This window comes from uncultured Streptococcus sp. (assembly GCF_905372115.1).
Taxonomy (GTDB): domain Bacteria; phylum Bacillota; class Bacilli; order Lactobacillales; family Streptococcaceae; genus Streptococcus.
This window is the reverse complement of record NZ_CAJPNR010000001.1, coordinates 125,046-148,925: the sequence shown is the minus strand read 5'-3', so window position 1 is coordinate 148,925 and position 23,880 is coordinate 125,046. Positions and strand designations below refer to the sequence as shown.

Sequence of the window (23,880 nt, the reverse complement as noted above, 5' to 3'; positions counted from 1 at the left end):
GAAAAAGGATTTATGACAAAGAAAATCTTGGTCCTGCACACAGGAGGAACCATTTCCATGCAGGCTAACGGCTCTGGGGCTGTCGTCACCAATGCTGATAACCCTATGAACCATGTGACAGTCCCGCTAAAGGGGATTGAGACGGAAGTCATTGACTTTTTTAATATTCCCAGTCCTCATATCACGCCCCAACACATGCTCAAACTTTACCAGAAAATCAAAGCCAGTGCTGACCAATTTGACGGAGTAGTCATTACTCATGGGACGGACACTTTAGAAGAGACGGCTTACTTTCTGGATACTATGCAGCTGCCGAAGATTCCGGTCGTTCTGACCGGGGCTATGCGCAGTTCCAATGAGCTGGGGAGCGACGGAGTCTATAACTACCTGACAGCCCTGCGGGTGGCTAGTGATGAAAAAGCCAGTGATAAAGGCGTGCTTGTCGTTATGAATGACGAGGCACATGCTGCCAAGTATGTAACTAAGACCCATACGACCAATGTCAGCACCTTCCAAACGCCGACTCACGGACCGCTTGGCTTGATTATGAAGCAGGAGATTCTCTATTTTAAGGCAGCGGAGCCTCGAGTCCGCTTTGACTTGAACAGCATCTCTGGCCTGGTGCCCATCATTCCAGCTTATGCGGGTATGAAGACAGAGTTGCTGGATATGCTGGATTTAGACAAGATAGACGGCCTCATCATAGAAGCATTCGGTGCTGGCAACCTCCCCAAGGAAGTAGCTGACAAACTGGCTGATATGATAGCTGACGGCCTGCCAGTTGCTCTGGTCTCTCGCTGTTTTAACGGAATTGCTGAGCCAGTCTATGCTTATGAAGGTGGCGGCGTTCAGCTGCACCAGGCTGGTATCTTCTTCGTCAAAGAGCTCAATGCCCAAAAAGCCAGAATCAAACTGCTCATCGCCCTGAATGCTGGACTCAAAGGTCAAGAACTCCGAGATTATATGAAAGGCTGAAAAAATCCCTATTTATTTTCTTTAAATCAAAAAGTGCTAAGTAACCTTAGCACTTTTTTGACTCATTCATATTCTAACACTGGGAAAACTTCATTGAATCGCTGTGCTTAGAAGATAACCTCAAACAGAGACTCTAGAATTTCAAAAATATAATCACTTACCATAGGTCACCTCCATTTTCTGAGCTTGCTTAAATGTCTTCGGATAGTGGACTTTGATTGTAAGTTTCATAGCTTTTACCTCGCTTATCATGAATCCTTTAAGAGCAAAAACGAAACTCTTGGAGCGTTTGACTTCAAGTTTGGTCCCTAATCTTTTTGTTCTTACTTGGATATAAGAATACAGCCCTAAACTTAAGAATCTCTTATAGATTTCTTAGGGAAAGCTTATAATCAAAGAAGTCCAGCAGCAATCCTTATCTACCATTTGAAACGAACAAGTCTTTTCAATCAAATACAAAAAAACTTCACCGATCGGGTGAAGCTTGTGATTTATTAGGAGATTGATGATGAAAAAATTCTAAATTATTCTATTTCTTTGAGTAACTCATAACTCGCAAGTCTTCTAGTCTTCAAGCTTTGGTTACAGGATTTTAAGGGATGCTTAGATTGTCATTGGTCCTACCTCTTTCTTTGATTTGACAATAGTATAATCCCTCAAACTTAAAGCCTACTTATAAATAACTTGCAGGAAACTTAATCCAAAGAACTCTTAATCTAGGTAATCTCGCTTGTCCAAATGAAGAGCAATCAAGTGCCAATTAGGATCTGTCCGCCAGTTCGGATCAGCTGTAATCTGGCTGGCAACCTTTCTGGCTTCTTCTAAAATCGGATAATCTTCCACGATGTCAGCCACTTGAAACTCTGGTATACCAGACTGCCGAGTACCAAAGATTTCTCCAGAGCCTCGCATTTTCAGATCCTCTTCAGCCAGCAGGAAACCATCGGTCGTCTCAGTCATGATTTTCATGCGGCGCTTGCCCGACTCCGTCTTGGGATTGGCAACAAGGACGGCATAAGACTGCTTGCTCCCTCGGCCGACACGGCCTCTTAGCTGATGAAGCTGGCTGAGTCCAAAGCGGTCCGCATCCATGATGACCATCACCGTAGCATTGGGGACGTTGACTCCGACCTCAATGACCGTGGTAGAGACCAGAATATCAGTCCGTCCTTCCTTGAAGTCCTGCATAATCGCCTCTTTTTCCTCGCTCTTCATCTTGCCATGAAGCAGGGCCACTTGTACCTGCTGACCAAAATAGGCTGTCAATTCTTCTTCTAGGGCAATGGCATTCTTAAGATCCAAAGCTTCTGACTCCTCAATCAAAGGAGAAATAAAGTAGACCTGAGCGCCCTTATGAAGCTCTTTTTTAAGCCAGTCGAGGACGACTTCCAGCTGCTCATGCTTGACCCAGCGGGTGATGATAGGCTTGCGTCCTGCCGGCATCTGGTCAATGATAGAGACATCCATATCACCAAATGCTGTAATAGCAAGGGTTCTGGGAATAGGTGTCGCCGTCATCATGAGGACATCAGGATTGTCTCCCTTTTCCCGTAAAATCCGGCGTTGTTCCACACCAAAGCGATGCTGCTCGTCAATAATGACCAAGCCCAATGCATGGTAACGGACTCCTTCCTGAATCAGGGCATGGGTTCCGACAATCATGTCCACCTGACCCTTTTCAATCGCTGCCAAAGTTTCCCGACGTTCAGCTGCTTTCATTCCTCCAGTTAGCAGGGCAAGCTTCAATTCTGGAAATAGCTGAGCTAGGCTGTCAAAATGCTGCTCAGCCAAAATTTCTGTTGGAACCATCAGAGCAGACTGAAAGCCAGCTGTGTAAACAGCATACATAGCCAGACCAGCGACTACAGTCTTTCCACTTCCCACATCCCCCTGCAGCAGGCGATTCATGTGTCCAGGCGACCGCAAATCCTGCAAAATCTCTGTCAGACTGCGCTCCTGAGCCGAAGTCAGCTCAAAAGGCAAGCTCTGCTTTTTCTCGGCCACAGCATCCGACTGCCAATCAATCTTCAATCCATTGCTGACAGCCTTGGTTTCTCTCTTTAAGACCTGCAGCTGCATCTGGAAATAAAAGAGTTCTTCAAATTTAACCCGCCGAAGAGCCTGCTTGTAGTCCGTCAAGTCCTTTGGAAAATGCATGGCCCGTACAGCCTCCACTCTACTCACCAGCTGGTAGCGTTCCAGCAGGGACTGGGGCAGATTTTCCTCTAAGAGCAAGTCCAATCCCTGGTCAAAGGCAGTCTTAATCAGCTTGACCAGACTGACCTGACTAATTCCCTGAGCCAGTCGATAGACAGGCTGCAAGTCGTCCTCTACCTGGGCCAGCAGTTTCATGCCAGTCAGACTAGCCTTAGCTTTGTCCCACTTGCCAAAGACGGCTACATTAGCTCCCACTTCAATCTTGTCCGCCAGATAAGGCTGGTTAAAGAAATTAACTGCCAGAGCGACTTCTCCCTGCTTGATGGTAAAGCGCAGGCGGTTGCGTTTGTAGCCATAATACTGGACATTAGCTGGAGTCACGACCTGACCAGAAACAACCGCCTTTTCTCCATCCTCCAAGTCTAGGACATTCTTACTCTTAAAATCCTCATAACGAAAAGGAAAATAAAGCAGCAAATCCTGCAAGGTCTCTAGACCCAGCTTGGTAAATTTTTCTGCTGATTTCGGTCCCACACCAGGCAGAACCGTCAAAGGTTGGTGTAAATTCATAATTCCTCTTTCAGTTCTGATACTGCTGCGGTGCTAATATCGCAGACAGGGGGGCTAAGCTAGAACATTATCAGATACTCCAAGCTGTTCCCTGCATTAATCCTCTTAGTTTTTATAGACCCTCGGTACACGGTCGCTAATCAAACAAACCACCTCATAGTTAATGGTGCCACGCTTTTCTGCCACATCTGTCGCTGTAATGGTCTCTGCTCCGCTATTTCCAATCAACACAACCGGAGTGCCAAGGGGATAAGCCTGAGGCAGGCGCACTGTAATCTGGTCCATGGAAACGCGGCCGACAATAGGGCAGCGATGACCATCAATCAAGATATCAAATCCTTGCATATCGCGTGTCCAGCCATCTGCATAACCCAAAGGAATGGTACCAATCCACTCTTGAGACTTGCTGGTGTAGGTGGCTCCATAGCCAACATCTGCTCCAGCCTCAACCTCCTTGACATGCACCAATTCTGAGACCAGAGTCAAGGCAGGCTTGAATTCATAAGGAAGTTCCAAGACTCTTCCGCTAGGGTTGAGACCATAGATGATATCCCCCAGCCGAACTGCATTTAGAACGGTCTCGCTGTGCCAGAGAGAGGTGGCGGAATTACTAGCGTGAACGAGAGGAGGCACACTGTCTAGCTCAGATAAGATCTGATGAAAACGAGCCAGCTGGGCTTCAAACTTATGGTGGTCCGCTTCATCTGCCGTTGCAAAGTGGGTAAAAATTCCCTCTGCGACAGCCCCAGCAGTCCGCAAGCGATGGATTGCCTCCTGAGCTTCCTGACTATCACGAAAACCAATCCGCCCCATACCAGAGTCAATCTTGATATGAAAATTCAATCCTGTTAAGTCTTTTTCCGCAGCTAAAGCTAAATCCAACCACTCCAGACTGGCTACGGTCAGAGACACCTTTCCCTTTCTAGCCAGCGGAAGCGCAGCCAAATCTGACACTCCTAGCACCAGAATTTTTTTTCCAATGCCAGCTGAGCGCAGCTCCAAGGCTTCATCAATATTAGACACACAAAATCCATCTACGAGGGGCTCAATGTGCTTAGAAACCTCAATAGCTCCGTGGCCATAAGCATTGGCTTTAACGACAGCCCACTTTTCTGTCGTCTGAGGCAGATGGGCACTCAGTTGTCTAATATTAAAAGCAATGGCAGCTAAATCAATCACTGCCTTGCTGGGTCTATGCAGACTAGCTTTCATCATTTTCCTCCAAAATTACGCTGGCTGTAACTAGGCCAGCAGCGTGGCTGAGCGAGATCCAAACCTTGCCAGTAAAAGGTGACCGGCTGAAATAAGGCGCTCCCTGACGGTCATTTAAAATCTCCAAGTCCTGAAACCTAAGCTTACCGATACCGGTTCCCCAAGCTTTAGAAAAAGCCTCCTTGGCAGCCCACCGGCCAGCCAGAAATTCGATTTTCCGCTTGGCAGATAACTCCTCAAAACGAGAAAGCTCCGCCTCGGTCAGCACCTTCCTTGCAAAGCGGGCATTTTTCAGATAGGCTCGCTCAATGGCAGCCAACTCTTCTATATCAATTCCGTGTCCTTTTATCATATCATTCTCTGGAAAGGCGACAAAACTCAGCTGGGCCGCCAGCTGAGTTCGTCTTCACCCGACAGTTAGTCCTCTTTACAGGTCAAGACTGTCCCTTTCAATTTTCCTTATTTATCTAAAGTGTTGTAAATTTCTTCAATGAGCTGAACAGTATTGTCCCAGCCCAGGCAAGGATCGGTGATGGATTTACCAAAGACTTCCGGCTCATTTTGCCGGCCATCTTCCAGATAAGACTCAATCATAAAACCACGAACCGCTCTCTTAATCTTTTCGTTCCAATCCCGATTAAGTAAGGTCTGACGCACAATCCTAATCTGTTCCAGATATTGCTTGCCAGAGTTATCGTGATTGGTATCAATGACGATGAAAGGATTCTCCAAGCCCATCTTTTCATAGTAGGAAATGGCATCCAGCATATTTTCATAGTAGAAATTTGGAATGTTCTTACCAAATTCATTGGTAGCCCCACGCAGAATAACGTGAGCCAAAGGATTCCCAGAGGTTTCTACTTCCTGACCATGAAAAAGGAAAGTCTGCTTATTTTGTGCCGCATAGACAGCGTTAAACATAACACCCAGATTGCCAGAAGTCGGATTTTTCATGCCGACCGGAGCATCAATACCTGACGCCACAAAACGATGCTCCTGGTCTTCAACTGAGCGGGCACCCACAGCATGATAGCTAACCAAGTCATCTACCAGCACAAGATTGGACGGATAGAGCATCTCATCAGCCGTCGTCAGACCAGTCTCTGTAATGACGCGGTAGTGCAGCTGACGAACTGCCTGCAAACCATTGATAAGGCTAGGTGCTTTAGAAGTATCCGGCTGGTGAACTAAGCCCTTATAGCCATCCCCATTGGTCCGCGGCTTAGCAGTATAGACGCGCATTACGATAAAAATCTTATCCGCGACCTTCTTCTGCAGCTCTGACAAACGGCGGGCATACTCCAGCACAGCCTCTTCATTGTCCGATGAACAAGGGCCAATCACCAAGAGAATACGCTCGTCTTCACCACTGAGAATCTCAGCCAATTCTTGGTCTCGCTTATTTTTATGAGCCAAGGCCTGACCAGTCAGTCTGGTTCTGGACTTAATCTGCTCAATGTCAATCTTCTGACCTTTTTCTATAAATGCCATACTATTTTCCTAATGTATCATAAATTTCACGAACCAGCTGTTCTGTATTGGCCCAGCCCAGACAAGGATCAGTAATGGACTTGCCAAAGACTTCTGGTTCGTCCTGACGACCGTCTTCCAGATAAGACTCAATCATAAAGCCACGTACTGTAGCCTTAATCTTTTCATTCCAGTCCCGGTTAATCAGAGTCTGGCGAACGATACGAACCTGCTCCAGATACTGCTTACCAGAGTTATCATGATTGGTGTCAATGATGATAAAGGGATTTTCTAAGCCCATTTTTTCATACTGGGCAATGGTATCCAGCAAATTATCATAATAATAGTTAGGAATATTCTTGCCGTATTCATTAAGGGCACCACGCAAGATAGCATGCGCCAAAGGATTTCCAGATGTTTCGACTTCCTTACCTGAAAAGAGGAAACTCTGCTTGTTCTGAGCTGCATAGATGCCGTTAAACATGACATTGAGATTGCCAGACGTCGGATTTTTCAAGCCAGTCGGCAAATCCGCTCCACTAGCTACAAAGCGGTGCTGCTGGTCTTCGACCGAGCGAGCTCCTACAGCCATGTAAGAAATCAAATCATCTACCAGAGGCAGATTTTCTGGATAGAGCATCTCATCAGCCGTGGTCATACCTGTCTCAGAAATAACCCGATAGTGCAGATTGCGGACTGCCTTGATGCCGTTAATCAGACTTGGAGCGGCCGTCGCATTAGGCTGATGAATAAGCCCTTTGTAGCCATCTCCATTCGTCCGAGGCTTGGCAGTATAAACACGCATGACCATGAAAATACGGTCTTTTACTTCTTCTTGGAGAGCAGATAGACGCTTGGCATACTCCAGCACCGCTTCTTCATTATCTGAAGAGCAGGGACCAATGACCAAGAGAATGCGGTCATCCTGACCACGCAGAATTGCTTCTAACTCTCGGTCACGCTTTTCCTTGCGAGCGAGCATGTCGCCTTCTAACTTAGCAAGTTGGCGAACTTCTGCCACATCAATGGGTTGACTGGTTGCTTTAAAGGTCATCTATTCTCCTTCTTTTACGCTTACTTTTTACGGCCGTGACAGTTCTTGAACTTCTTGCCAGAGCCACATGGACAAGGGTCGTTTCTCTTTACGTTAGACAGGTCTATATTATCAGGTATATTTGCCGCCTTAGCAGAGATATTGCGGGTAGCAGTCGTACTGATAGCACGCTCTGTCCGCGGACGCTCTTGCTCATGAATCTGCGCTTTCATCATCAGACGAGTCACATCAAATTCAATGGAGCCAATCATGTCGTTGAACATACGGAAACTCTCTGCTTGGTATTCGACAACTGGGTTATTTTGTGCATAACCACGCAGTCCAACAGCATTGCGCAGCTGGTCAAGGGCGTCGATATGGTCAGTCCACTTGCTGTCCACTACGCGCAGGATCAAGACCTTCTGGAATTCACGCACTGCTTCTTCGTCTCGCAGCTTAGCAATCTGACTGTCATAGACTTCCAGTGCACGTTCAAACAGATAATCTTTGATTTCTTGGTCAGATTTGCCTTCCAAATCGCTATCTGAAATAGAATCTTCTGAAACCAAGTTATACTTAGCAAAATTTAAAATCGCTTCAATCTTTTCATCCTGATCAGAGTGGCTGCTGCCATCAACGATACGGTTGATAGTCCGCTTAATCATAGCCTGGATTTCAGGACTGAGGTCACGGTCAGCAGTAATGACATCGTGGCGCTCGGCATAGATAATTTCCCGTTGCTCACGCATCACATCGTCATACTGCAAGACTTGTTTCCGCGTATCGTAGTTATTTCCTTCGACACGCTTCTGAGCTGCCTCTACCTGACGGGTCAGCATGCCAGACTTGATAACAGAATCTTCGTCACTAAGGTTCATTCGATCCAAGAGGGCTTTAATGCGCTCTGATCCAAAGCGGCGCATAAGCTCATCTTCCAGTGACAGGTAGAACTGTGACTCACCTGGGTCACCCTGACGACCTGAACGTCCGCGCAGCTGATTATCAATCCGGCGGCTTTCATGGCGCTCTGTACCAATAACACAGAGACCGCCCAGTTCGCGAACACCTTCACCCAACTTGATGTCGGTTCCCCGTCCGGCCATATTGGTCGCAATAGTAACCGCACCACGTTGGCCGGCGTTCATGATAATTTGTGCTTCTTTATAGTGGTTTTTCGCATTAAGAACTTCATGAGGAACCCCAGCTTCCACCAATTTCTTAGAAATATAATCACTGGTTTCAACCGCAACGGTACCGACCAGAACTGGCTGGCCTTTTTCATGACGCTCTTTAACATCCTGAACAACTGCCTTAAACTTAGAATCAATACTTGGGTAGAGCAGGTCAGAATGGTCAATACGTGCTACCGGACGGTTAGTTGGAATCGGAATAACACGAATGTTGTATGTTTCGCGGAACTCTTCTTCCTCCGTCTTAGCTGTACCTGTCATGCCGGACAGCTTCTTATACATACGGAAGAGGTTCTGATAAGTAATAGAAGCAGAAGTCTTTGTTTCTTCCTGAATCGGCACACCTTCTTTGGCTTCAATCGCTTGGTGGAGACCGTCAGAGTAACGACGTCCTTCCATTGTCCGACCAGTAAACTGATCGACAATCAGAATTTCCTGATCTTCACTGACCACATAGTCAATGTCAAGGAGCATGATGTAGTTAGCTCGCAGAGCATTGTCGATAAAATGAGTCAGGGCAACATTTTCAATATCGTAGAGATTGTCCAGCTTGAAGTAGCTTTCTGCCTTATCAATCCCTGAGTCAGACAGACCAATCGTCTTAGACTGAACATCGATGATGTAGTCGTCCTTATCCAGAGATTTGACATAGTGGTCAGCCATATGATAAAGCTGGTTGGTATCTGAAGAAACCGGTCCGGATACAATCAATGGTGTCCGAGCTTCGTCAATCAGGATTGAGTCCACCTCATCGACCAAGGCATAGTTGAGTGGGCGCTGTACCATGTTTTCAGCGCGGACTACCATGTTATCACGCAGGTAGTCAAAGCCGATCTCAGCATTGGTTGAATAGGTAATGTCGCAAGCATATGCTTCTTTCTTTTCAGATGGAGACTTAGCAGCCAGATTGATACCGACAGAAAGGCCCAGCCAAGAGTAGAGTTCTCCCATTTCGGTCGCGTCACGCTCAGTCAGGTATTCGTTGACTGTGACAACGTGTACTCCTTTGCCTGCAAGGGCATTTAAGTAAACTGGCATCGTCGCAGTCAAGGTTTTTCCTTCACCGGTACGCATCTCTGGAACGTCACCATGATGGAGAACGATTCCTCCCATAACCTGAACCTTATAAGGGAAAAGGCCCAACACTCGCTTAGCTCCTTCACGGACAACCGCAAAAGCTTCAAATAAGAGCTGATCTAAAGTTTCGCCATCAGCATAGCGCTTCTTGAATTCTTCTGTTTTTGCCTGAAGTTCTTCATCAGACAAAGCTGCCATGTCGTCTTCATAAGCCAAGACCTTGTCAGCCATTTTTTCTAATTTTCTTAATTCACCTTTATCATTTTCAATGATAGTCTTTAAAATATTCGCCATTTTTTTCCTTACTATATAATAATCTTTCTGATTTTTAGAATGTTCTTTTCATTATAGCATGTTTTCCTATATCTTTCAAGAATGAAAAAAGCAAAAAAGCTCCATTAGACTGTGCTTACAGAACTGGGAGAGGTCAGGATATTCGAGGATGATTTATACATGATTAACTACGTGCTTTTTAATCTATATTTTTCTCCTCTCAGTTTAGAGTATGCTTTTACATCTTAATTGTATCGCATTTGGATTTTTTAGAGGAATCTTCAATTTGCACCTGCATAGCATGATTTATTGGCTAGCACCTTACGGAACTAGACGGGCTGACAGTTATATAAACGAAAACCAGCACCTAAAGTGTACTGACTCTAAAAAGTTAGATTTTTATGTCTAACTTTTGTAGCGTAGCACAAAGGCACTGGTTTTTTATATGGGGATACCATCCGTATTTCACTTTCCCTTAGCGGGGAATTATAATATTGGTCCTAATACTTCAAGCCCCCCCGACAAACTAGCCTTGCCAGTCAGCTGGATAGGTCACATAGATAAAGCGGGCCTTATCTCTGACAGAGAACTGAATGTCACTGCCTTTAGGGATGAAGAGTACTTCACCAGGGCCAGCTGTCATGACTTCGTCACCAACGATAATATCAAGACGCCCTTCAATAACATAGTCCACTTCATCATAGTCCAGATGCCAAGGGAAAGTTGTCTTTTCCATAGTCATCAGACCCAAGCCCAATCTTGGGCTTTCGTCTAAGGTCAGCAAGTCTCGTGTATAAACTTGATGGCTTGAATCACCTGTATCCAAGCGATCTTCTGGACGAACATCAAGACCAGGCAGAGCGATAGAAGCTACGCCTGCCTTGCTGACTTTTTTCCCACCATCTTTAGTGGCTAATTCTTCCAATAGAATCTTACGAACCAATGTTTCTAGGTCAGAACGATTAATATCTGCCATACTTCATACCTCCAAGTCTAAGCTTCCTTCTTCGTTAAGAAGAAAGCCAGTAATACCGCTGTGATACCGCCGACAAATTTACCAATCATCATCGGCACAATCATTTCCGGTTTTTGACCAGCTGTGAAGCCTAGGTGATCTCCGATAACAAAGGAAGCAGATACGGCAAAGGCTACGTTAATAATCTTACCGCGTTTGTCCATATCCTTCATCATCTGGAACATGGCAATGTTATTAGCTAGAGAAGCTACCAAACCAGCTGCACCAACTTCGTTCATTCCTAGGGATTTTCCGATAGCAGAAAGCGGTTTGTTGGCTACCTTGGTAAAGACAGCTACCAGACCAAAGGCTCCAGCCAAGGTTACGGCAATCGTTCCGACAACTTCAAAGGCTTCTTTCAGTGTCTCAGCACCTTTTGGATAGATGCTGATGAGCCATTCATTTCCAGTCAGAAGCTGCGCTGCACCAAAAGCCAAACCAAGCGTTGCCAAGATAACAATAATCTGACCAAACACTTCAAAACCTTTAATCATGGCATTAGGTGCCAAAAGCAATCCTATGAAAATCAGAGCAGATACAATGATAATCGGGATAAGATTGACAACCAAGGTTCCAAAAGGCAGACCTGGCACGAAAATTCCTCCGAGGAGGCAGCCAATCGGAACAGTTACCAAACCGTATAGGATTCCGCGAGCCAAAAGCGGACGGTCATCTTTTTCGATAATACCCAAGGCAACTGGAATCGTAAAGACGATGGTTGGCCCCATCATAGAGCCCAGTACAAAGGCAGCAAAATTTCCTACCGCCGGATCCTGAGCCAGACTGAGAGCCAGAGGAGCTCCTCCCATATCATTGGCAATGAAGGTTGTCGCAAAGATAGACGGGTCAGCGCCTACCAAGCCATACAAAGGCACGACAATCGGTTTCAAGACATCCGCCAAGAGGGGAGCGATTACCATAATCCCAGCCATAGACAGAGCCAAAGCTCCCATAGCCATGATACCTTCTTCAAATTTTTCACTTAGTCCTAGTTTGCCACCGATACATTTATCCACTGCACCGATCAGCATGAATAGAACCATGATATAAATGATAATTTCATTGATACTCATAACATTACCTTAGTTTCTAATATTCTTCATCACTGTGATAGTCAACCTTGTCAATGATAGCCACAACGACCATATCCACAGGGATATTCGTCTTATTTAGGCTCATCCGGGCAGAACTGCCAGTGGTTACCATTACTTGGTCTCCTTCGCCTGCACCGATGCAGTCGGCCACAATAAGCAGAGCTGGGTCACTTTGATGTTCATTTAGCTGCCGTTCGACCACTAAAAATTTCAAACCATTTAAATTTTCGTCTTTTCTAGTCGCCCAAAGGCTTCCTTTTACTTTACCAACAAACATCTCTACCCACTCCTTTATTCTATGATTTCTATTTTTTGACGTTTTAGATAATCTCTCGCCAAGGCTGTCACAATCATTCCTTTTTCTATTTTAAAGTTTCCATTTTCAGGTAAGCCCATTTCTCTCAGCCTCTTCTCTGTAAGCAAAACCGGCTTGCTCGGAGCCTTAGTCTTCTGGCTGACTTCTTCTGCCACCGCCCGTTTCACTTCCGGGCGAGGCTCTTCAGCCTGATCGCTTTCTAGGAGTGCTAAGAGTTGGCCTTCTTTATAAAATTGCAGACCGTAGCGAATCAGCTTTTCTCGCTGTCCCTGCAGTTCCTGATACAAGTACACTTTAGAAGATTGCTTGTACTGCTGAATAGCAAAGGCGCTGTCTGATACGAGGACTTTTTTGCCTTTCAAAAGACTCTTTAAAATGACTGCTTCCTCCACCGCTAAAGGGCAAAGGGATGAGAGTCTTAGAAAAGCATCAAAACCAAGCGACTCAACAACAACAATCTCTGCTGTGCAAGAATCTTTTACGACTTGAAAGCCTTCCCCTTCTAATAAGTCAGGAATCTTATCGCCTCCAATGACGTATACCGAGGGTTTCTGAGGCTTTTTCTTCAACTTTTCCATCAGGCGGTCTGTAATCAAATCTACCAAATGATCTAGATTTTCCATTCTTTACCTACCTTTTATTTGCTCATAGGACTTATTTTTTAATAATCCGTCCGCGTGTTCCTTTTTTGAAACCACAAGCATTGGCTTCATCGTAGTCGATATGCATATAGGTTGCAAATTTAGGACTAACACGGATGACCACATCATCAAATATCAGCGGACGAGCACCTTCTACTCTGACTTGTACAATCTCGTGATTTTTTACATTCAGACGTTCGGCATCTTCCGGTGTCATATGAACATGACGCTTAGCTACGATCAGACCCTTATCCAGACAAACTGCCTTGTCTCCATGAGCCAAGATAACACCCGGTGTTCCTTCAATATCGCCACTTTCGCGAATGGGTGCCTTGGTACCCAGCTGCAAACAGTCTGTCAGGGAAACTTCTACCTGAGAATGTTTGCGAACAGGTCCCAGAATAACCACATTGTGAAAAGCGCCTTTTGGACCGACAACCGTCAGCCTTTCTTGACTAGCGAACTGGCCTGGCTGTGATAGGTCTTTTGCTTTTGTTAATTGATAGTTGGGACCAAACAAGGCTTCCAAATCTTCCTGACTCAAATGGACATGACGTCCGCTCGCTTCTACCTCAAATGACCCCTGCAATTCTTCCTGAACTTTATCAATTACTTTATTTACCAAATTTTCTAAAGTCATTGCTGTTCTTCTTTCTCTTGTTATTAGCTTGCTATCAACCAGAGCAAGACTTCAATTGATTTTAATAATTGAGAAACCTTACAAGCAAATTGATCTCTGTCACCATCAGCAGCCTGCTCCAATTCTTTGCGCAGGAGGGTCGTTTCGATATATGTTTCATAGCAATTCAGCTGCCAAGTCGGCTCCTGATAACTCATCATAACCGTCTCTTGATCGAGCTGTCGACTGACCCGAACGGCCTGCAATTCTGCATTGCTAGGCAGGTCTGTCTGGTAATCAGAAATATCATCCAGAATATGCTGACCAACGATTTGTTCTACTATGTTCAATAGTTGGCCAACTTGCTCACACTTTTCATCCTGAAAAGCCTGATGCAAATCTCTCTGGTTCTTCAAAAAGCAAGTATAAAGTTTAGTCAGTCTAAATAGTCGTGGATACACAGCAGAGTCCTCAAGGTTTGTAATCGGTACCCTGATAGCATCAACAGCTGAGGCTGTTTTCCCTTTGGCCTGACCTGAACAGATAATTCGAATATGGTGATCATTGAGAAAACCTCTGGCTGCTGGCGTCAGTTTTTCATCTTTGTTTAATTCAAAGACACCGTTATCAGCGAGAACGGATTCTCTATAAAGCTTTCTGATCTTAGCTTCTGTAAAAACTGACATGTATTCACATCCTTCTACTCCGTTGATACTCTGTGAAAATCAATCTGATACTCTCCGAAAATCAACATTTCCTTTTAAGTATAGAGCTACCGCCCATAAGCTTCATTTTCACTGAGTATTCTATTTGCCTCAGGGGCCTGTATCAGGCCTAAACGCTATAATACAGACCCCTTCAGCAAATATTTATCTGTCCCAGATTATTTGGGCAGAATAACTTCCACTTCAGCATGTGGACGTGGAATTACGTGAACTGAAATCAATTCACCAACGTTTTCAGCTGCAGCTGCTCCAGCATCTGTCGCTGCTTTGACTGCGCCGACATCACCACGAACCATTACAGTTACCAATCCAGCACCGACTTGTTCTTTACCAATCAAAGTTACGTTAGCGGCTTTAACCATTGCATCAGCTGCTTCGATTGCGCCGACGAGTCCTTTTGTTTCTACCATTCCTAATGCATTTGCGTTTGCCATGATTGTATCCTCCAATTTTAATGTTTAATATTGACTATTTTAGTTTTTCCAATACGCGTTGAACCAACAAGGTTACCAGTTCTTCTTCGTTTGATCCGTCAACTGCTACTGCTTTTGGTTCTTCCACTGCCATATTTTCTGCTTGTCGCAGGTCTGACAGTTCAGCTGTTCCGTAAGCTACACGACGGATATTGAAGAGATTGAGCGGGCTGACATTATCAGATGTCGCGCTGCCACCCACAGCTCCACAACCCAAAGTAAAGGCTGGGAAGAGACCAGTCGTTGCACCGACACCACCTAGAGCTGCTGGCGTATTAATCAGCAGACGAGATACTGGTTTTTTCAGTGCAAATTCACGAATAATTTCTTCATTTTGACTGTGGATAGCAAGAGTGTGGCCTGCACCTTCATGATGCAAGATCTTAATACTCAGCTCACAAGCTTCCAACCAGTCCTTGACAGTGTAGAAGCCCAAGACCGGGGCCAGTTTTTCCATAGAATATGGATACTGCTTACCGACGCCAGTTTCTTCTGCAATCAAGACCCGAGCATCTGCTGGAACTGAAATACCAGCTAACTCAGCAATCACTTGCGGTGTTTTACCAACCATCTTCGGATTCATCGCACCACTCGGCTGGATAATGAAGGAGCCTAGTTTCTTAGCATCTTCAGCTGGAACAAAGTAAGCACCTTGTTTCTTGAATTCTGCTACAACCTTTTCTTTCATATCTTCTTCGACGATGATGGACTGCTCAGATGCACAAATCACACCATTGTCAAAGGTTTTAGAATCCAAAATCTGACGAACAGCTTTTGGCACATCTGCTGTTCTTTCGATGAAGGCTGGACCATTACCAGGACCTACACCGATTGCTGGTGTACCAGATGAGTAAGCTGCTTTGACCATGGCATTTCCGCCAGTCGCCAAAATCAGATTTGTATCCTTGTGTCGCATCAACTCATTTGTAGCTGCGATGGATACCCGATGAATCGCACTGATAGCTCCATCCGGACATCCAGCCGATTTAGCAGCTTTCTTGATGATTTCCACTGTTTCCTCAATACACTTAAGAGCATTTGGGTGAGGAGAGAAGACGATACTGTTTCCTGCCTTCAAGGCGATCAAAGCCTTATACATAACCGTTGATGTCGGGTTGGTTGATGGAATCAAGCCAGCAATGACACCGACTGGAACCCCAACTTCCAAGACTTTCTTTTCCTTGTCTTCGCTGAGAACCCCAACCGTTTTCATATCCTTGATTTCTTCAAGAATACCTTTGGAAGCAAGAGCATTTTTCAATACCTTGTCTTCCCAGCGGCCAAAGCCAGTTTCCTGAGCCGCCATTTTTGCTAGGCGTTCACGCTCATCATAACAAGCTTTCGCTACTACTTTTACAATGGTATCAATTTGCTCTTGGCTCATTTTAGCAAGTTCTTGTTGGGCTTTCTTTGCATCCCGAATCAAATTCCTTACTTCCTGAATCGATACCAAATCTTTATCTTCTAAAAACATCCGCAATTACTCCTCTCCTATTGTTTCCATCAAAGTCTCAACGAGAAGTTTCTTGTTGGCAAATTTTATTTCTTTCTTGCTGAGACGGATACCTTCTTGATGATAGGCAAGGCTGCGTAGTTCGACGACTTTTAGTTTTTCCAGTTTTTCTCTGGTGTAGGTCCTTGTCTCTCCTTCAAGCTTCTCTGCTGGTTTAGCCTTAGTTTCCTTTACAGGCTGAGGCTTTTCTTCGATTTTTTCTGAAGGGATTGTTTCCGCCGTAGAAGCAATCTCTTTTTTAGCTGTTTTACTATTTCTCTTTGGTGCAAAGAGAATGTCTGTCTGGTTATCCAACCTAGAAATTACATGGCTGGCCAGATAGTAAGGTTTATCCTGTACCAACTCAACTGCCGCATCAACCGCTGAGCGGACTGCACTAACATCGCCTATTAATTGAACTGTATTCAAACCAGCTTTGACCGTTTCAATATTAAGCAATGATACATTGGCAGCCTTCAAAGCCGCATCTGCCGCAACTACAGCACCTAGATAACCTTTTACTTCAATTAAACCTAGTGCTCTATCTGCCATTTAATCAACCCCTAATCAATAACTTTTAGGATCATTTGCTACTGCGATAACTGCATTCGCAAATGCGTCGCAGGCAGCTCGGCATGCTGACTGTGATCCGACCAGAAGGCCGCCGGCAAAGTTGGTTTCGCTCGGTGGTCCATAGAAGGCGCCAACCTGCACATCTGCCGCTTTCAAAGCTGCATCCAGTGCCACCATAGCTTCACCCGGTGGAGCAATCAAATAAGCAATTGCTGTTCCTTCTTCTGCATTAGCTCCCTCTGACAGGTAAGAGCCCGCACGAGAGATACAATGAGCAAAATAAGGAATGCTGTCATCATCATTGGCACTGTAGAAGCTAGCCCCATTTTCGATTTCATAGACTGCTACATCCAGACCGCTGCGAACTTCTTCTGGGTTTGGACCAGCCAAGATACCGATGACTTCACCAGCCAGCTTAGTTGAAGCGTTGCCTGCACCAGCGTACATACTGCGAGCATAGACTACTTCGACATCTGCTGCCTTGGTTGCTTCATCCAAGGCTACATAAGTGACATCATCACAGTCAGAAGTGATAATTCCCAGGCTTCTGTGATGTGGTTTAAGCTCCAAAGAAGCTGCCAAACCTGCATCCACGTTCGAAATCAGAAGGGCACTTAATACACTTGCACCTAATCGATCATTTTTCAAAGCCACTACCTCCTATTATTTCAAATCAATTCCTGATTTCTTATTATCAAGAATCTTCTTAATGATTTCTGCTACATAGGCTCCAGCTTCAACGGCTGGTGTTCCGCCTTTATGAATATTGGAAACAACGGTCCGTTTCGCTTCCGGCATGCCAACTGTTGGCTTGTAAGCCAAGTAAGCACTCATGGACTCAGCTGTTACCAGACCTGGACGCTCACCAACCAGCATACAGATAACTTCTGCACCAGTCAGCTCTGCGATTTGGTCCATAGCCGCAACCCGAGCATGCTTGATAAAGAGCACTTCACCAAAGTCCAGTCCGAACATTTTCAGACCTTGCTTCAGAGCTGGCAGGAAGTCTTTGACATTAGCCTCGATAGCTGATGAGCTAAGACCATCACCAACGATAATCTGAACCTTGGCATTAGGTTTGCATTTTTCCTTGATAATCGCCTGCTGATCTTCAGGGAAGATGCGGCCAAAATCTGGACGTGTCAAGTACTCATCCTTAGTTGCTGCCTTGGTCTGTACAGGAATGAAGCCCATTTCCTTGACAAAGTCATCTGATACATAGGAGAAGACCGCATCCTGAGCTGCCGCATGGTCTGCACGGAAACGCAAAACACTTTGTGTCTTGTAGCGATCACCTGCCCGCCATAAGCCCAGACGTGCCGGAGTAAATTTCTTAATCTTCCGGTAGGCTTCTTCATTGATGGCATTCGGAATCAAGAACTGTTCCTGGATATCTACTTCTGTTATATCTGGAATGACGCCATCTTCTATCACTGAAGTGTCTTGTTTGACTTCTTCCTGCAGAGAAACTGCAGATTTTTCAACTTTATTCTGGTCAGTCGCTGCTGTTTCTTTAGCAGCTGAGTCGCCGCCCATCTCATTTAACAATGAGCGAATCATTTCTTTTAATTGCAATTCATCCACAATGATTTCCTCCTTGCTAATTTTGTCTCATAAAGATGGAGCCGTCTCCGCCGATTTCTGTCAGGTGGCCATCTTCCATCAAGCCCATCTTTTCCATCCACTCTTCAAATTCCTTGATTGGACGTTTATTGAGAAGTGAACGCATGGTTGCTGTTTCATGGTAACCAGTTGTTTGATAGTTAAGCATGATATCGTCACCATGAGGAATCGCCATGATGTAGTTAACATTAGCTGCTCCGAGAAGAACCAAGAGATTTTCAGCGTCGTTTTGGTCAGCCTTCATGTGGTTAGTGTAACAGATATCACAACCCATTGAGATACCAGTCAGTTTGCCCATGAAATGGTCTTCCAAACCAGCACGGATAACTTGCTTAGAATCATAGAGATATTCAGGTCCGATAAATCCAACAACGGTATTTACCAAGAATGGATCGAAGCGTTTAGCGAAACCATAACAACGAGCTTCCATAGTCACTTGGTCTGCTCCATGGTGAGCGTCAGATGAAAGTTCAGAACCTTGACCTGTTTCAAAGTACATGACATTCGGTCCAGCAGCTGTTCCCACTTTCAGAGCTGTATCCCAAGCTTCTTGAATGATTTTAGCATCAAAACCAAAAGCTTCATTTCCTTTTTCAGATCCAGCGATAGACTGGAAGACCAATCCTGTCGGAGCACCTTGATTCATGGCTTCAATCTGAGTAGTAACGTGAGCTAGCACACAGTGCTGAGTTGGAATCTTGTACTCTTCGATAAAGTCGTTAAACTTATGTAAGACCCGCTTGACGCTTTCTACTGAGTCGTCTACTGGGTTCAATCCTAAGAGAGCATCCCCACATCCATAGGCAAAACCTTCCATAGTAGAAGCCATAATCCCGTCTGGATCGTCTGTGGTATGGTTTGGTTGAAGACGAGAAGAGAATGTTCCCGGCATACCAATCGTTGTATTGGCATGTTTGGTAATGACAATCTTATTGGCAGCTACAATCAAGTCCAAGTTGGTCATCAACTTAGCAACCGCTGCTACCATTTCAGAAGTCAACCCACGAGACAGCCACTGAATGTCCACGTTCTTAGTCTTGTTATCCAAGATCCATTCACGCAGCTCTTCTACTGTCCAGTTCTTAATCTTTTCGTAAGTACGAAGATTGACGTCGTCAATGATAATCCGTGTTACTTCATCTTCTTCATAAGGCACTACTGGATTATTGAACAAATCAGACAGTTTCAGCTGAGCTAGTACAACCTTAGCAGCGACACGCTCTTCGGCAGATTCTGCTGCTACTCCGGCTAGCTGATCCCCGGATTTGTACTCATTGGATTTGGCCAGCACTTCTTTTACGGATTTAAATTCGTAAAGCCGACCAAACAATTTTGTTTTCAAAATCATGGATTACTTCCTCCTTTGTGTAAATAAAAGTTTAATTAAACACCAATGTTTTCACGACAATCGGTAAGACCGAGCCTTCAATGACTGGATTACCAATATCGATATAGTCACCATTCTGGACATCCACTGAGTCAATGCAGACAAATGGATAATCCTTAGGCAACTGAGCAAAGAGACATTGACCTAAAACCTTAGCCATATCTTCTCTGACCACCACTAGCAACGGAATTTTCTTTTCAATGCTTTCGCTCATTCCACTGACAATAGCCTCTGCGTATTCCAAAACTCGGGCGAAGCTTGGGCTTTTTTCTCCATTGATTGCCAAAGCCACCTGCTGGACTTCATTTTCCAGTGTGAACCAGGCTACCTTGTCCCTGATAATCTGCTGCAGTCCCTCCTTGTCCTCATGCTCATCAGAAGCAGCCAGTTTGAGAACTGGAATGTTCTTAATAGGAAGGATATCGGAGATGTAGGTAATGGTACTGCCGCTGACATCGGTCGTATGGCTGCCCGCTCCAACAACGGTTGCCCGGATGGTCTCAGCTGACTGGATGACTTTCTTTTGATCAAAAATCTTGGATTTGCTCAGTGCCCTGCCTAGCAGGATACCGATATCCCCATAGCGGAAATCATCCGCCGAGGTCGTTTCCAAGTATATTCCATCAGCTACACCACCAGAGAAAGATACGCAGTGGAGATCATAGTTCAACTTGAGACCGTGGTTGGTCTGTAGGAGCTCATAGTAAGGACTGTGATTGTCAATTCCTACAGACTGTTCTAATACGGAGACCATTTCTTGAATCAGCCGATCCAAATCAGCCCGATGGACTGTTTCACCAACTGCCAGCTGAAGCCCCTGCTCTGCAATGATAGTCTGCAGTTTTGGAGCAATATAGCTAATCCGCTGGGTCTGCGGATCCATCTTTATTAGCCGACCTCCGATATCAAAACACCCTGTATCAATCACATCTCCTTCTCGGAAAACTGCCAGATTGGAAGTCCCCCCACCAATATCAATATTGACGACTGATGTATGATGCTCTTGGGAATACTGATGACTGCAGGCCCCTTTACCAGCGATGATACTCTCAAGGTCTGGGCCGGCCGTCGCAACGACAAAGTCACCAGCATAGCCACTCAGGGCTTGCAGCACCTGACTGGCATTTTCCTTTCGAGCTGTCTCACCAGTAATGATGACTGCCCCCATCTGAATATCTTTTTTCTGAATGCCTGCCTTCGCATACTCATTCAGGACAAAGTTTTTGATCTTATCCACCTCGATCAAAAGTTGATCCGAAATTGGCGTGAAGATAATTTCACTTTTATAAAGAACTTTTTTATCTGTAATATAGACACGAGGAATAGTAAACACAGAAGCAATATTCTCGATGGTAAGCTCTGATAAGATCAGCTGTGTAGTGGCTGTCCCGATATCGAGCCCCACACTCAAAATTTTATCTGACATACTAAAAACCTCCAAAAAAAGACGCTCAAAGCAATGCAAACAAACAGAGTTCATTTACATTCTTCAAGCGTCATTGCTTTTTCGACTGACATCATTGTTAGTCTGGTAGTATTTATTTTTTAAAACGAATGGTCGTTGTCGTCCCCTCATGGTCTGAGTGGATAGACAAGGTTCCAAACAATTTTCCTTGGACAAAGCGCTCCACCAAGAGTAGACCCAGATGATTCTCAAAGGAATGCTCTTGATTGTAACCGCTACCATTATCCAGTACTTTTAAAGTTATTATATCATTTTTAAGTCCAACCTGCAAACGGATTTGCGGTTTTTCTGGATTTTTTTTGTCCTTAAAAGCATGTTCATAGCTGTTCTGCAGTAATTCATTGACGATTAGCGCCAGTGAAGTGGCCCGGCTGCTGTCGAGACAGAGTTCCGGTTCCAGACTGTAGGTCAGGGTTATTTCCCTATGCCCAGAAAAACAGCGCTGAACATTTTCGATAACTTTCTTCAGCAGATGCTCAATCTGAATGCTGTCATCCTGCTGAGAAGACAGGAGCTCGTGAGTCGCCGCTATGGAGAGCACACGATTCATACTGTCATTAAGAGCTTTTTTGGTGTCTGTTCCTGGACTTTGCTGAGCCTGCAGTCGCAGCAAGGAAACAACGGTTTGCAAGTTATTCTTTACCCGATGGTTCATTTCACGAATGGTAGTTGTATGGGTTAAGAGCTGCGCTTCCTTTTCCTTGATGTCTGTAATATCCTTACAGATCATGACCACATTTTCACTCTCAGCCAGCAGGTAGCGCTTGACCAAAAAGCAATAAGTGCCATAATGTACCTCAACTTGGTGAGGTTTTTCTTGAGGGGCTTGCGGTCCCAGTTGCTGGATTTCTTCAAAAGTCAGACTGTCTAAGACTAAATTGCTGTAGTGCATTCCCTCAATCGAGTCCATATAGCCCAGCTTATGACGATAAGAGTCGGCAGCTGCTTGATTGAAATACTTGAGATAACCCTGCTGGTCAAAGACCAGACAAGCTTCGTCAATATGATCAAATAAAACAAACTGCTCTTGAGCTGAAATCTCAGGAGTGCTCCGTAACTCAAAACTGTCGTTCTCTTTATCTAAAGAAAAGTGGTCCGGTAAAGTCTGAGGAGCATTTCTTTCGATAATCAGCGTTCCGATGACGCGCTCTTCTCTCACTATTGGAAAGACCGTCTGGTGGATGGCTAAGCCCTCCTGCGATCTGGCCGAAAGCCCTATCGAAGGAGCGCCCGTCTCCAAGGTCCGGATAACACCTGGCTCATTTTCCAGATAGGCCATAGCACCTACGACCGAGTTTTCGTACAAGCTGAGCTTGCTTTCCGGTTTTTTGTGAAAGATGACAATGGCATGTTCCGAAAAGATATTCTTTACGTCAATGAAGACATCTTCATTAGCATAAGCTGAGTTTTTCAATAATTCGTCAGCCTCTTGGACAAGATGCTCGATATCAGCCTCATCCAAATTTGTCTGTTCCTGACAAAGCTGCTTTATCTTATCTTTATACATCATTACACATCATCTTGGAGCACCAGCAATTTAGCAATCTCAATCATTGGCACTCTCTTTTGCATACTAATTGTCCGAATGCGCTTGAAAGCTTCTGGCTCTGATAAATGATCACGAGCCATTAGCAAGCCTTTGGCCTTTTCAATCACAATCCGATCGTCTATCTTTTTCGACAGCTTGACCATTTCATTGGACATCTGCTGAAGCTGGCGCCCCTTCTCAATGCAGACCCCTACCATTGGAATCAAGGACTTGGCATCCAAAGGTTTAACCAAGTAAGCACTAATCCCATTGGTTTTAGCTTTTTGAACATAGTGTTCATCGCTGTAGGCTGACAGTAGAATCACACTGTAGGCTAAAGCGTCTTCGAGTATTTTCTTACCCGCTGTCAGGCCATCCAGAAGCGGAAGCTTGATGTCCATCATGACCAAGTCACAACGATATTTCTGACACAAATCAATAGCCTCAAAGCCATCGGATGCCTCAGCCACCACTTCATAATCAGCTGCCTCTAATATATTTCGGATATCTAATCTTACAATTGGATCATCATCAACAATTAGTATTCTGCCTTTCATACTTCCCCTCGACAGTTTGATTTTTTATGTCCGCGTTACGACAGTGCTGGAGAAGCCCAAAATCTCTTCCAGACCTTGTAAAACGGCAATGAGAGCTGCCTCAACAGAAGAAACGTCACCTGTCATCACGACAGAGCCGCTGAAACGATCCACAAAACCAACTTGAACATCCGCAGCCTTGGTCGCAATATCAACCGCAATGATAGCCGCTTCACTCGGAGTGATCGTCAAGATTCCAATCGCATCCTTGATTTCTGCCTGCAATCCCAATTTTTCAAAAATGACTTCATCAGGATTTGCGATAAGGTGCGCCAAGGTCACTTGTTTCCCAGGAACGTATTCCTGTATCATTCTTTGTTTTTCTTCCAATTTAGTAAACCTTCTTCATGATTTTAAACCTTCAGAAGTGTACTGC

Annotated in this window: 23 protein-coding genes; 1 reads left to right on the top strand and 22 read right to left on the bottom strand. The window is 45.0% G+C overall.

Annotated features, from left to right (window positions below; translation table 11 throughout):
* Positions 1 to 12: 12 nt before the first annotated feature.
* Positions 13 to 975 (top strand): asparaginase, encoded by a 963-nt coding sequence (locus tag QZ169_RS00705; protein ID WP_295504149.1) that lies wholly within the window; start codon positions 13 to 15, stop codon positions 973 to 975.
* Positions 976 to 1,686: 711 nt separating this feature from the next.
* Here QZ169_RS00705 and recG read toward each other — a convergent pair.
* The 22 genes from recG to QZ169_RS00595 form a co-directional block, all read right to left on the bottom strand.
* Positions 1,687 to 3,702: an ATP-dependent DNA helicase RecG gene (gene recG / locus QZ169_RS00700; protein ID WP_295504147.1), complete on the bottom strand. Its 2,016-nt coding sequence runs from the start codon at positions 3,700 to 3,702 to the stop codon at positions 1,687 to 1,689.
* Positions 3,703 to 3,807: 105 nt separating this feature from the next.
* Entirely contained in the window at positions 3,808 to 4,914 is a 1,107-nt protein-coding gene (gene alr, locus QZ169_RS00695; protein WP_295504223.1) for an alanine racemase, read from the bottom strand.
* Entirely contained in the window at positions 4,904 to 5,266 is a 363-nt protein-coding gene (gene acpS / locus QZ169_RS00690) for a holo-ACP synthase (RefSeq protein WP_295504145.1), read from the bottom strand. Before acpS ends, alr begins: the two co-directional genes overlap by 11 nt.
* Positions 5,267 to 5,373: 107 nt before the next feature.
* Positions 5,374 to 6,405 (bottom strand): 3-deoxy-7-phosphoheptulonate synthase, encoded by a 1,032-nt coding sequence (locus tag QZ169_RS00685; protein ID WP_295504143.1) that lies wholly within the window; start codon positions 6,403 to 6,405, stop codon positions 5,374 to 5,376.
* A gap of 1 nt (position 6,406) precedes the next feature.
* Complete coding sequence (locus QZ169_RS00680) at positions 6,407 to 7,438, bottom strand: 3-deoxy-7-phosphoheptulonate synthase (protein WP_002919532.1); 1,032 nt, start codon at positions 7,436 to 7,438, stop codon at positions 6,407 to 6,409.
* A gap of 20 nt (positions 7,439 to 7,458) precedes the next feature.
* Positions 7,459 to 9,978: a preprotein translocase subunit SecA gene (gene secA, locus QZ169_RS00675; RefSeq protein ID WP_295504141.1), complete on the bottom strand. Its 2,520-nt coding sequence runs from the start codon at positions 9,976 to 9,978 to the stop codon at positions 7,459 to 7,461.
* Between the two features lie 505 nt (positions 9,979 to 10,483).
* Positions 10,484 to 10,933: a cupin domain-containing protein gene (locus QZ169_RS00670; protein ID WP_002898196.1), complete on the bottom strand. Its 450-nt coding sequence runs from the start codon at positions 10,931 to 10,933 to the stop codon at positions 10,484 to 10,486.
* A 17-nt stretch (positions 10,934 to 10,950) separates the two neighbouring features.
* A complete protein-coding gene (locus QZ169_RS00665) occupies positions 10,951 to 12,045 on the bottom strand; it encodes an ethanolamine utilization protein EutH (protein WP_002910474.1) in 1,095 nt (364 codons plus the stop codon).
* 16 nt (positions 12,046 to 12,061) lie between these two features.
* Entirely contained in the window at positions 12,062 to 12,343 is a 282-nt protein-coding gene (locus QZ169_RS00660; protein ID WP_002896356.1) for a EutN/CcmL family microcompartment protein, read from the bottom strand.
* 14 nt (positions 12,344 to 12,357) lie between these two features.
* Positions 12,358 to 13,005 carry a hypothetical protein gene (locus QZ169_RS00655; protein ID WP_002915823.1) on the bottom strand — a complete coding sequence of 216 codons (648 nt, stop codon included), beginning with the start codon at positions 13,003 to 13,005 and terminating at the stop codon, positions 12,358 to 12,360.
* Positions 13,006 to 13,036: 31 nt separating this feature from the next.
* A complete protein-coding gene (eutD, locus tag QZ169_RS00650) occupies positions 13,037 to 13,663 on the bottom strand; it encodes an ethanolamine utilization phosphate acetyltransferase EutD (protein ID WP_002896361.1) in 627 nt (208 codons plus the stop codon).
* Positions 13,664 to 13,686: 23 nt separating this feature from the next.
* Positions 13,687 to 14,328 carry a hypothetical protein gene (locus tag QZ169_RS00645; RefSeq protein ID WP_295504138.1) on the bottom strand — a complete coding sequence of 214 codons (642 nt, stop codon included), beginning with the start codon at positions 14,326 to 14,328 and terminating at the stop codon, positions 13,687 to 13,689.
* 197 nt (positions 14,329 to 14,525) lie between these two features.
* The gene (pduA, locus tag QZ169_RS00640; protein WP_002896373.1) at positions 14,526 to 14,801 is read right to left on the bottom strand and encodes a propanediol utilization microcompartment protein PduA; all 276 of its coding nucleotides are present in this window, start codon (positions 14,799 to 14,801) and stop codon (positions 14,526 to 14,528) included.
* A 34-nt stretch (positions 14,802 to 14,835) separates the two neighbouring features.
* Positions 14,836 to 16,314, bottom strand: coding sequence for an acetaldehyde dehydrogenase (acetylating) (locus QZ169_RS00635; protein ID WP_295504136.1), 1,479 nt, complete (start codon positions 16,312 to 16,314; stop codon positions 14,836 to 14,838).
* A gap of 6 nt (positions 16,315 to 16,320) precedes the next feature.
* The gene (locus QZ169_RS00630; RefSeq protein WP_072073503.1) at positions 16,321 to 16,884 is read right to left on the bottom strand and encodes a BMC domain-containing protein; all 564 of its coding nucleotides are present in this window, start codon (positions 16,882 to 16,884) and stop codon (positions 16,321 to 16,323) included.
* 15 nt (positions 16,885 to 16,899) lie between these two features.
* Positions 16,900 to 17,553 carry an ethanolamine utilization microcompartment protein EutL gene (eutL, locus tag QZ169_RS00625; protein WP_032913438.1) on the bottom strand — a complete coding sequence of 218 codons (654 nt, stop codon included), beginning with the start codon at positions 17,551 to 17,553 and terminating at the stop codon, positions 16,900 to 16,902.
* Between the two features lie 15 nt (positions 17,554 to 17,568).
* Positions 17,569 to 18,489 (bottom strand): ethanolamine ammonia-lyase subunit EutC, encoded by a 921-nt coding sequence (eutC, locus tag QZ169_RS00620; RefSeq protein ID WP_295504133.1) that lies wholly within the window; start codon positions 18,487 to 18,489, stop codon positions 17,569 to 17,571.
* A gap of 16 nt (positions 18,490 to 18,505) precedes the next feature.
* Entirely contained in the window at positions 18,506 to 19,876 is a 1,371-nt protein-coding gene (locus QZ169_RS00615) for an ethanolamine ammonia-lyase subunit EutB (RefSeq protein ID WP_295504131.1), read from the bottom strand.
* 31 nt (positions 19,877 to 19,907) lie between these two features.
* The gene (eutA, locus tag QZ169_RS00610) at positions 19,908 to 21,341 is read right to left on the bottom strand and encodes an ethanolamine ammonia-lyase reactivating factor EutA (RefSeq protein WP_002915830.1); all 1,434 of its coding nucleotides are present in this window, start codon (positions 21,339 to 21,341) and stop codon (positions 19,908 to 19,910) included.
* Positions 21,342 to 21,453: 112 nt separating this feature from the next.
* Positions 21,454 to 22,890: a sensor histidine kinase gene (locus QZ169_RS00605; RefSeq protein WP_295504129.1), complete on the bottom strand. Its 1,437-nt coding sequence runs from the start codon at positions 22,888 to 22,890 to the stop codon at positions 21,454 to 21,456.
* Complete coding sequence (locus QZ169_RS00600) at positions 22,890 to 23,465, bottom strand: ANTAR domain-containing response regulator (RefSeq protein ID WP_295504127.1); 576 nt, start codon at positions 23,463 to 23,465, stop codon at positions 22,890 to 22,892. The genes QZ169_RS00605 and QZ169_RS00600 overlap by 1 nt, the downstream gene beginning before the upstream one ends.
* A gap of 24 nt (positions 23,466 to 23,489) precedes the next feature.
* Positions 23,490 to 23,834 (bottom strand): BMC domain-containing protein, encoded by a 345-nt coding sequence (locus QZ169_RS00595; protein ID WP_002898216.1) that lies wholly within the window; start codon positions 23,832 to 23,834, stop codon positions 23,490 to 23,492.
* Positions 23,835 to 23,880: the final 46 nt, after the last annotated feature.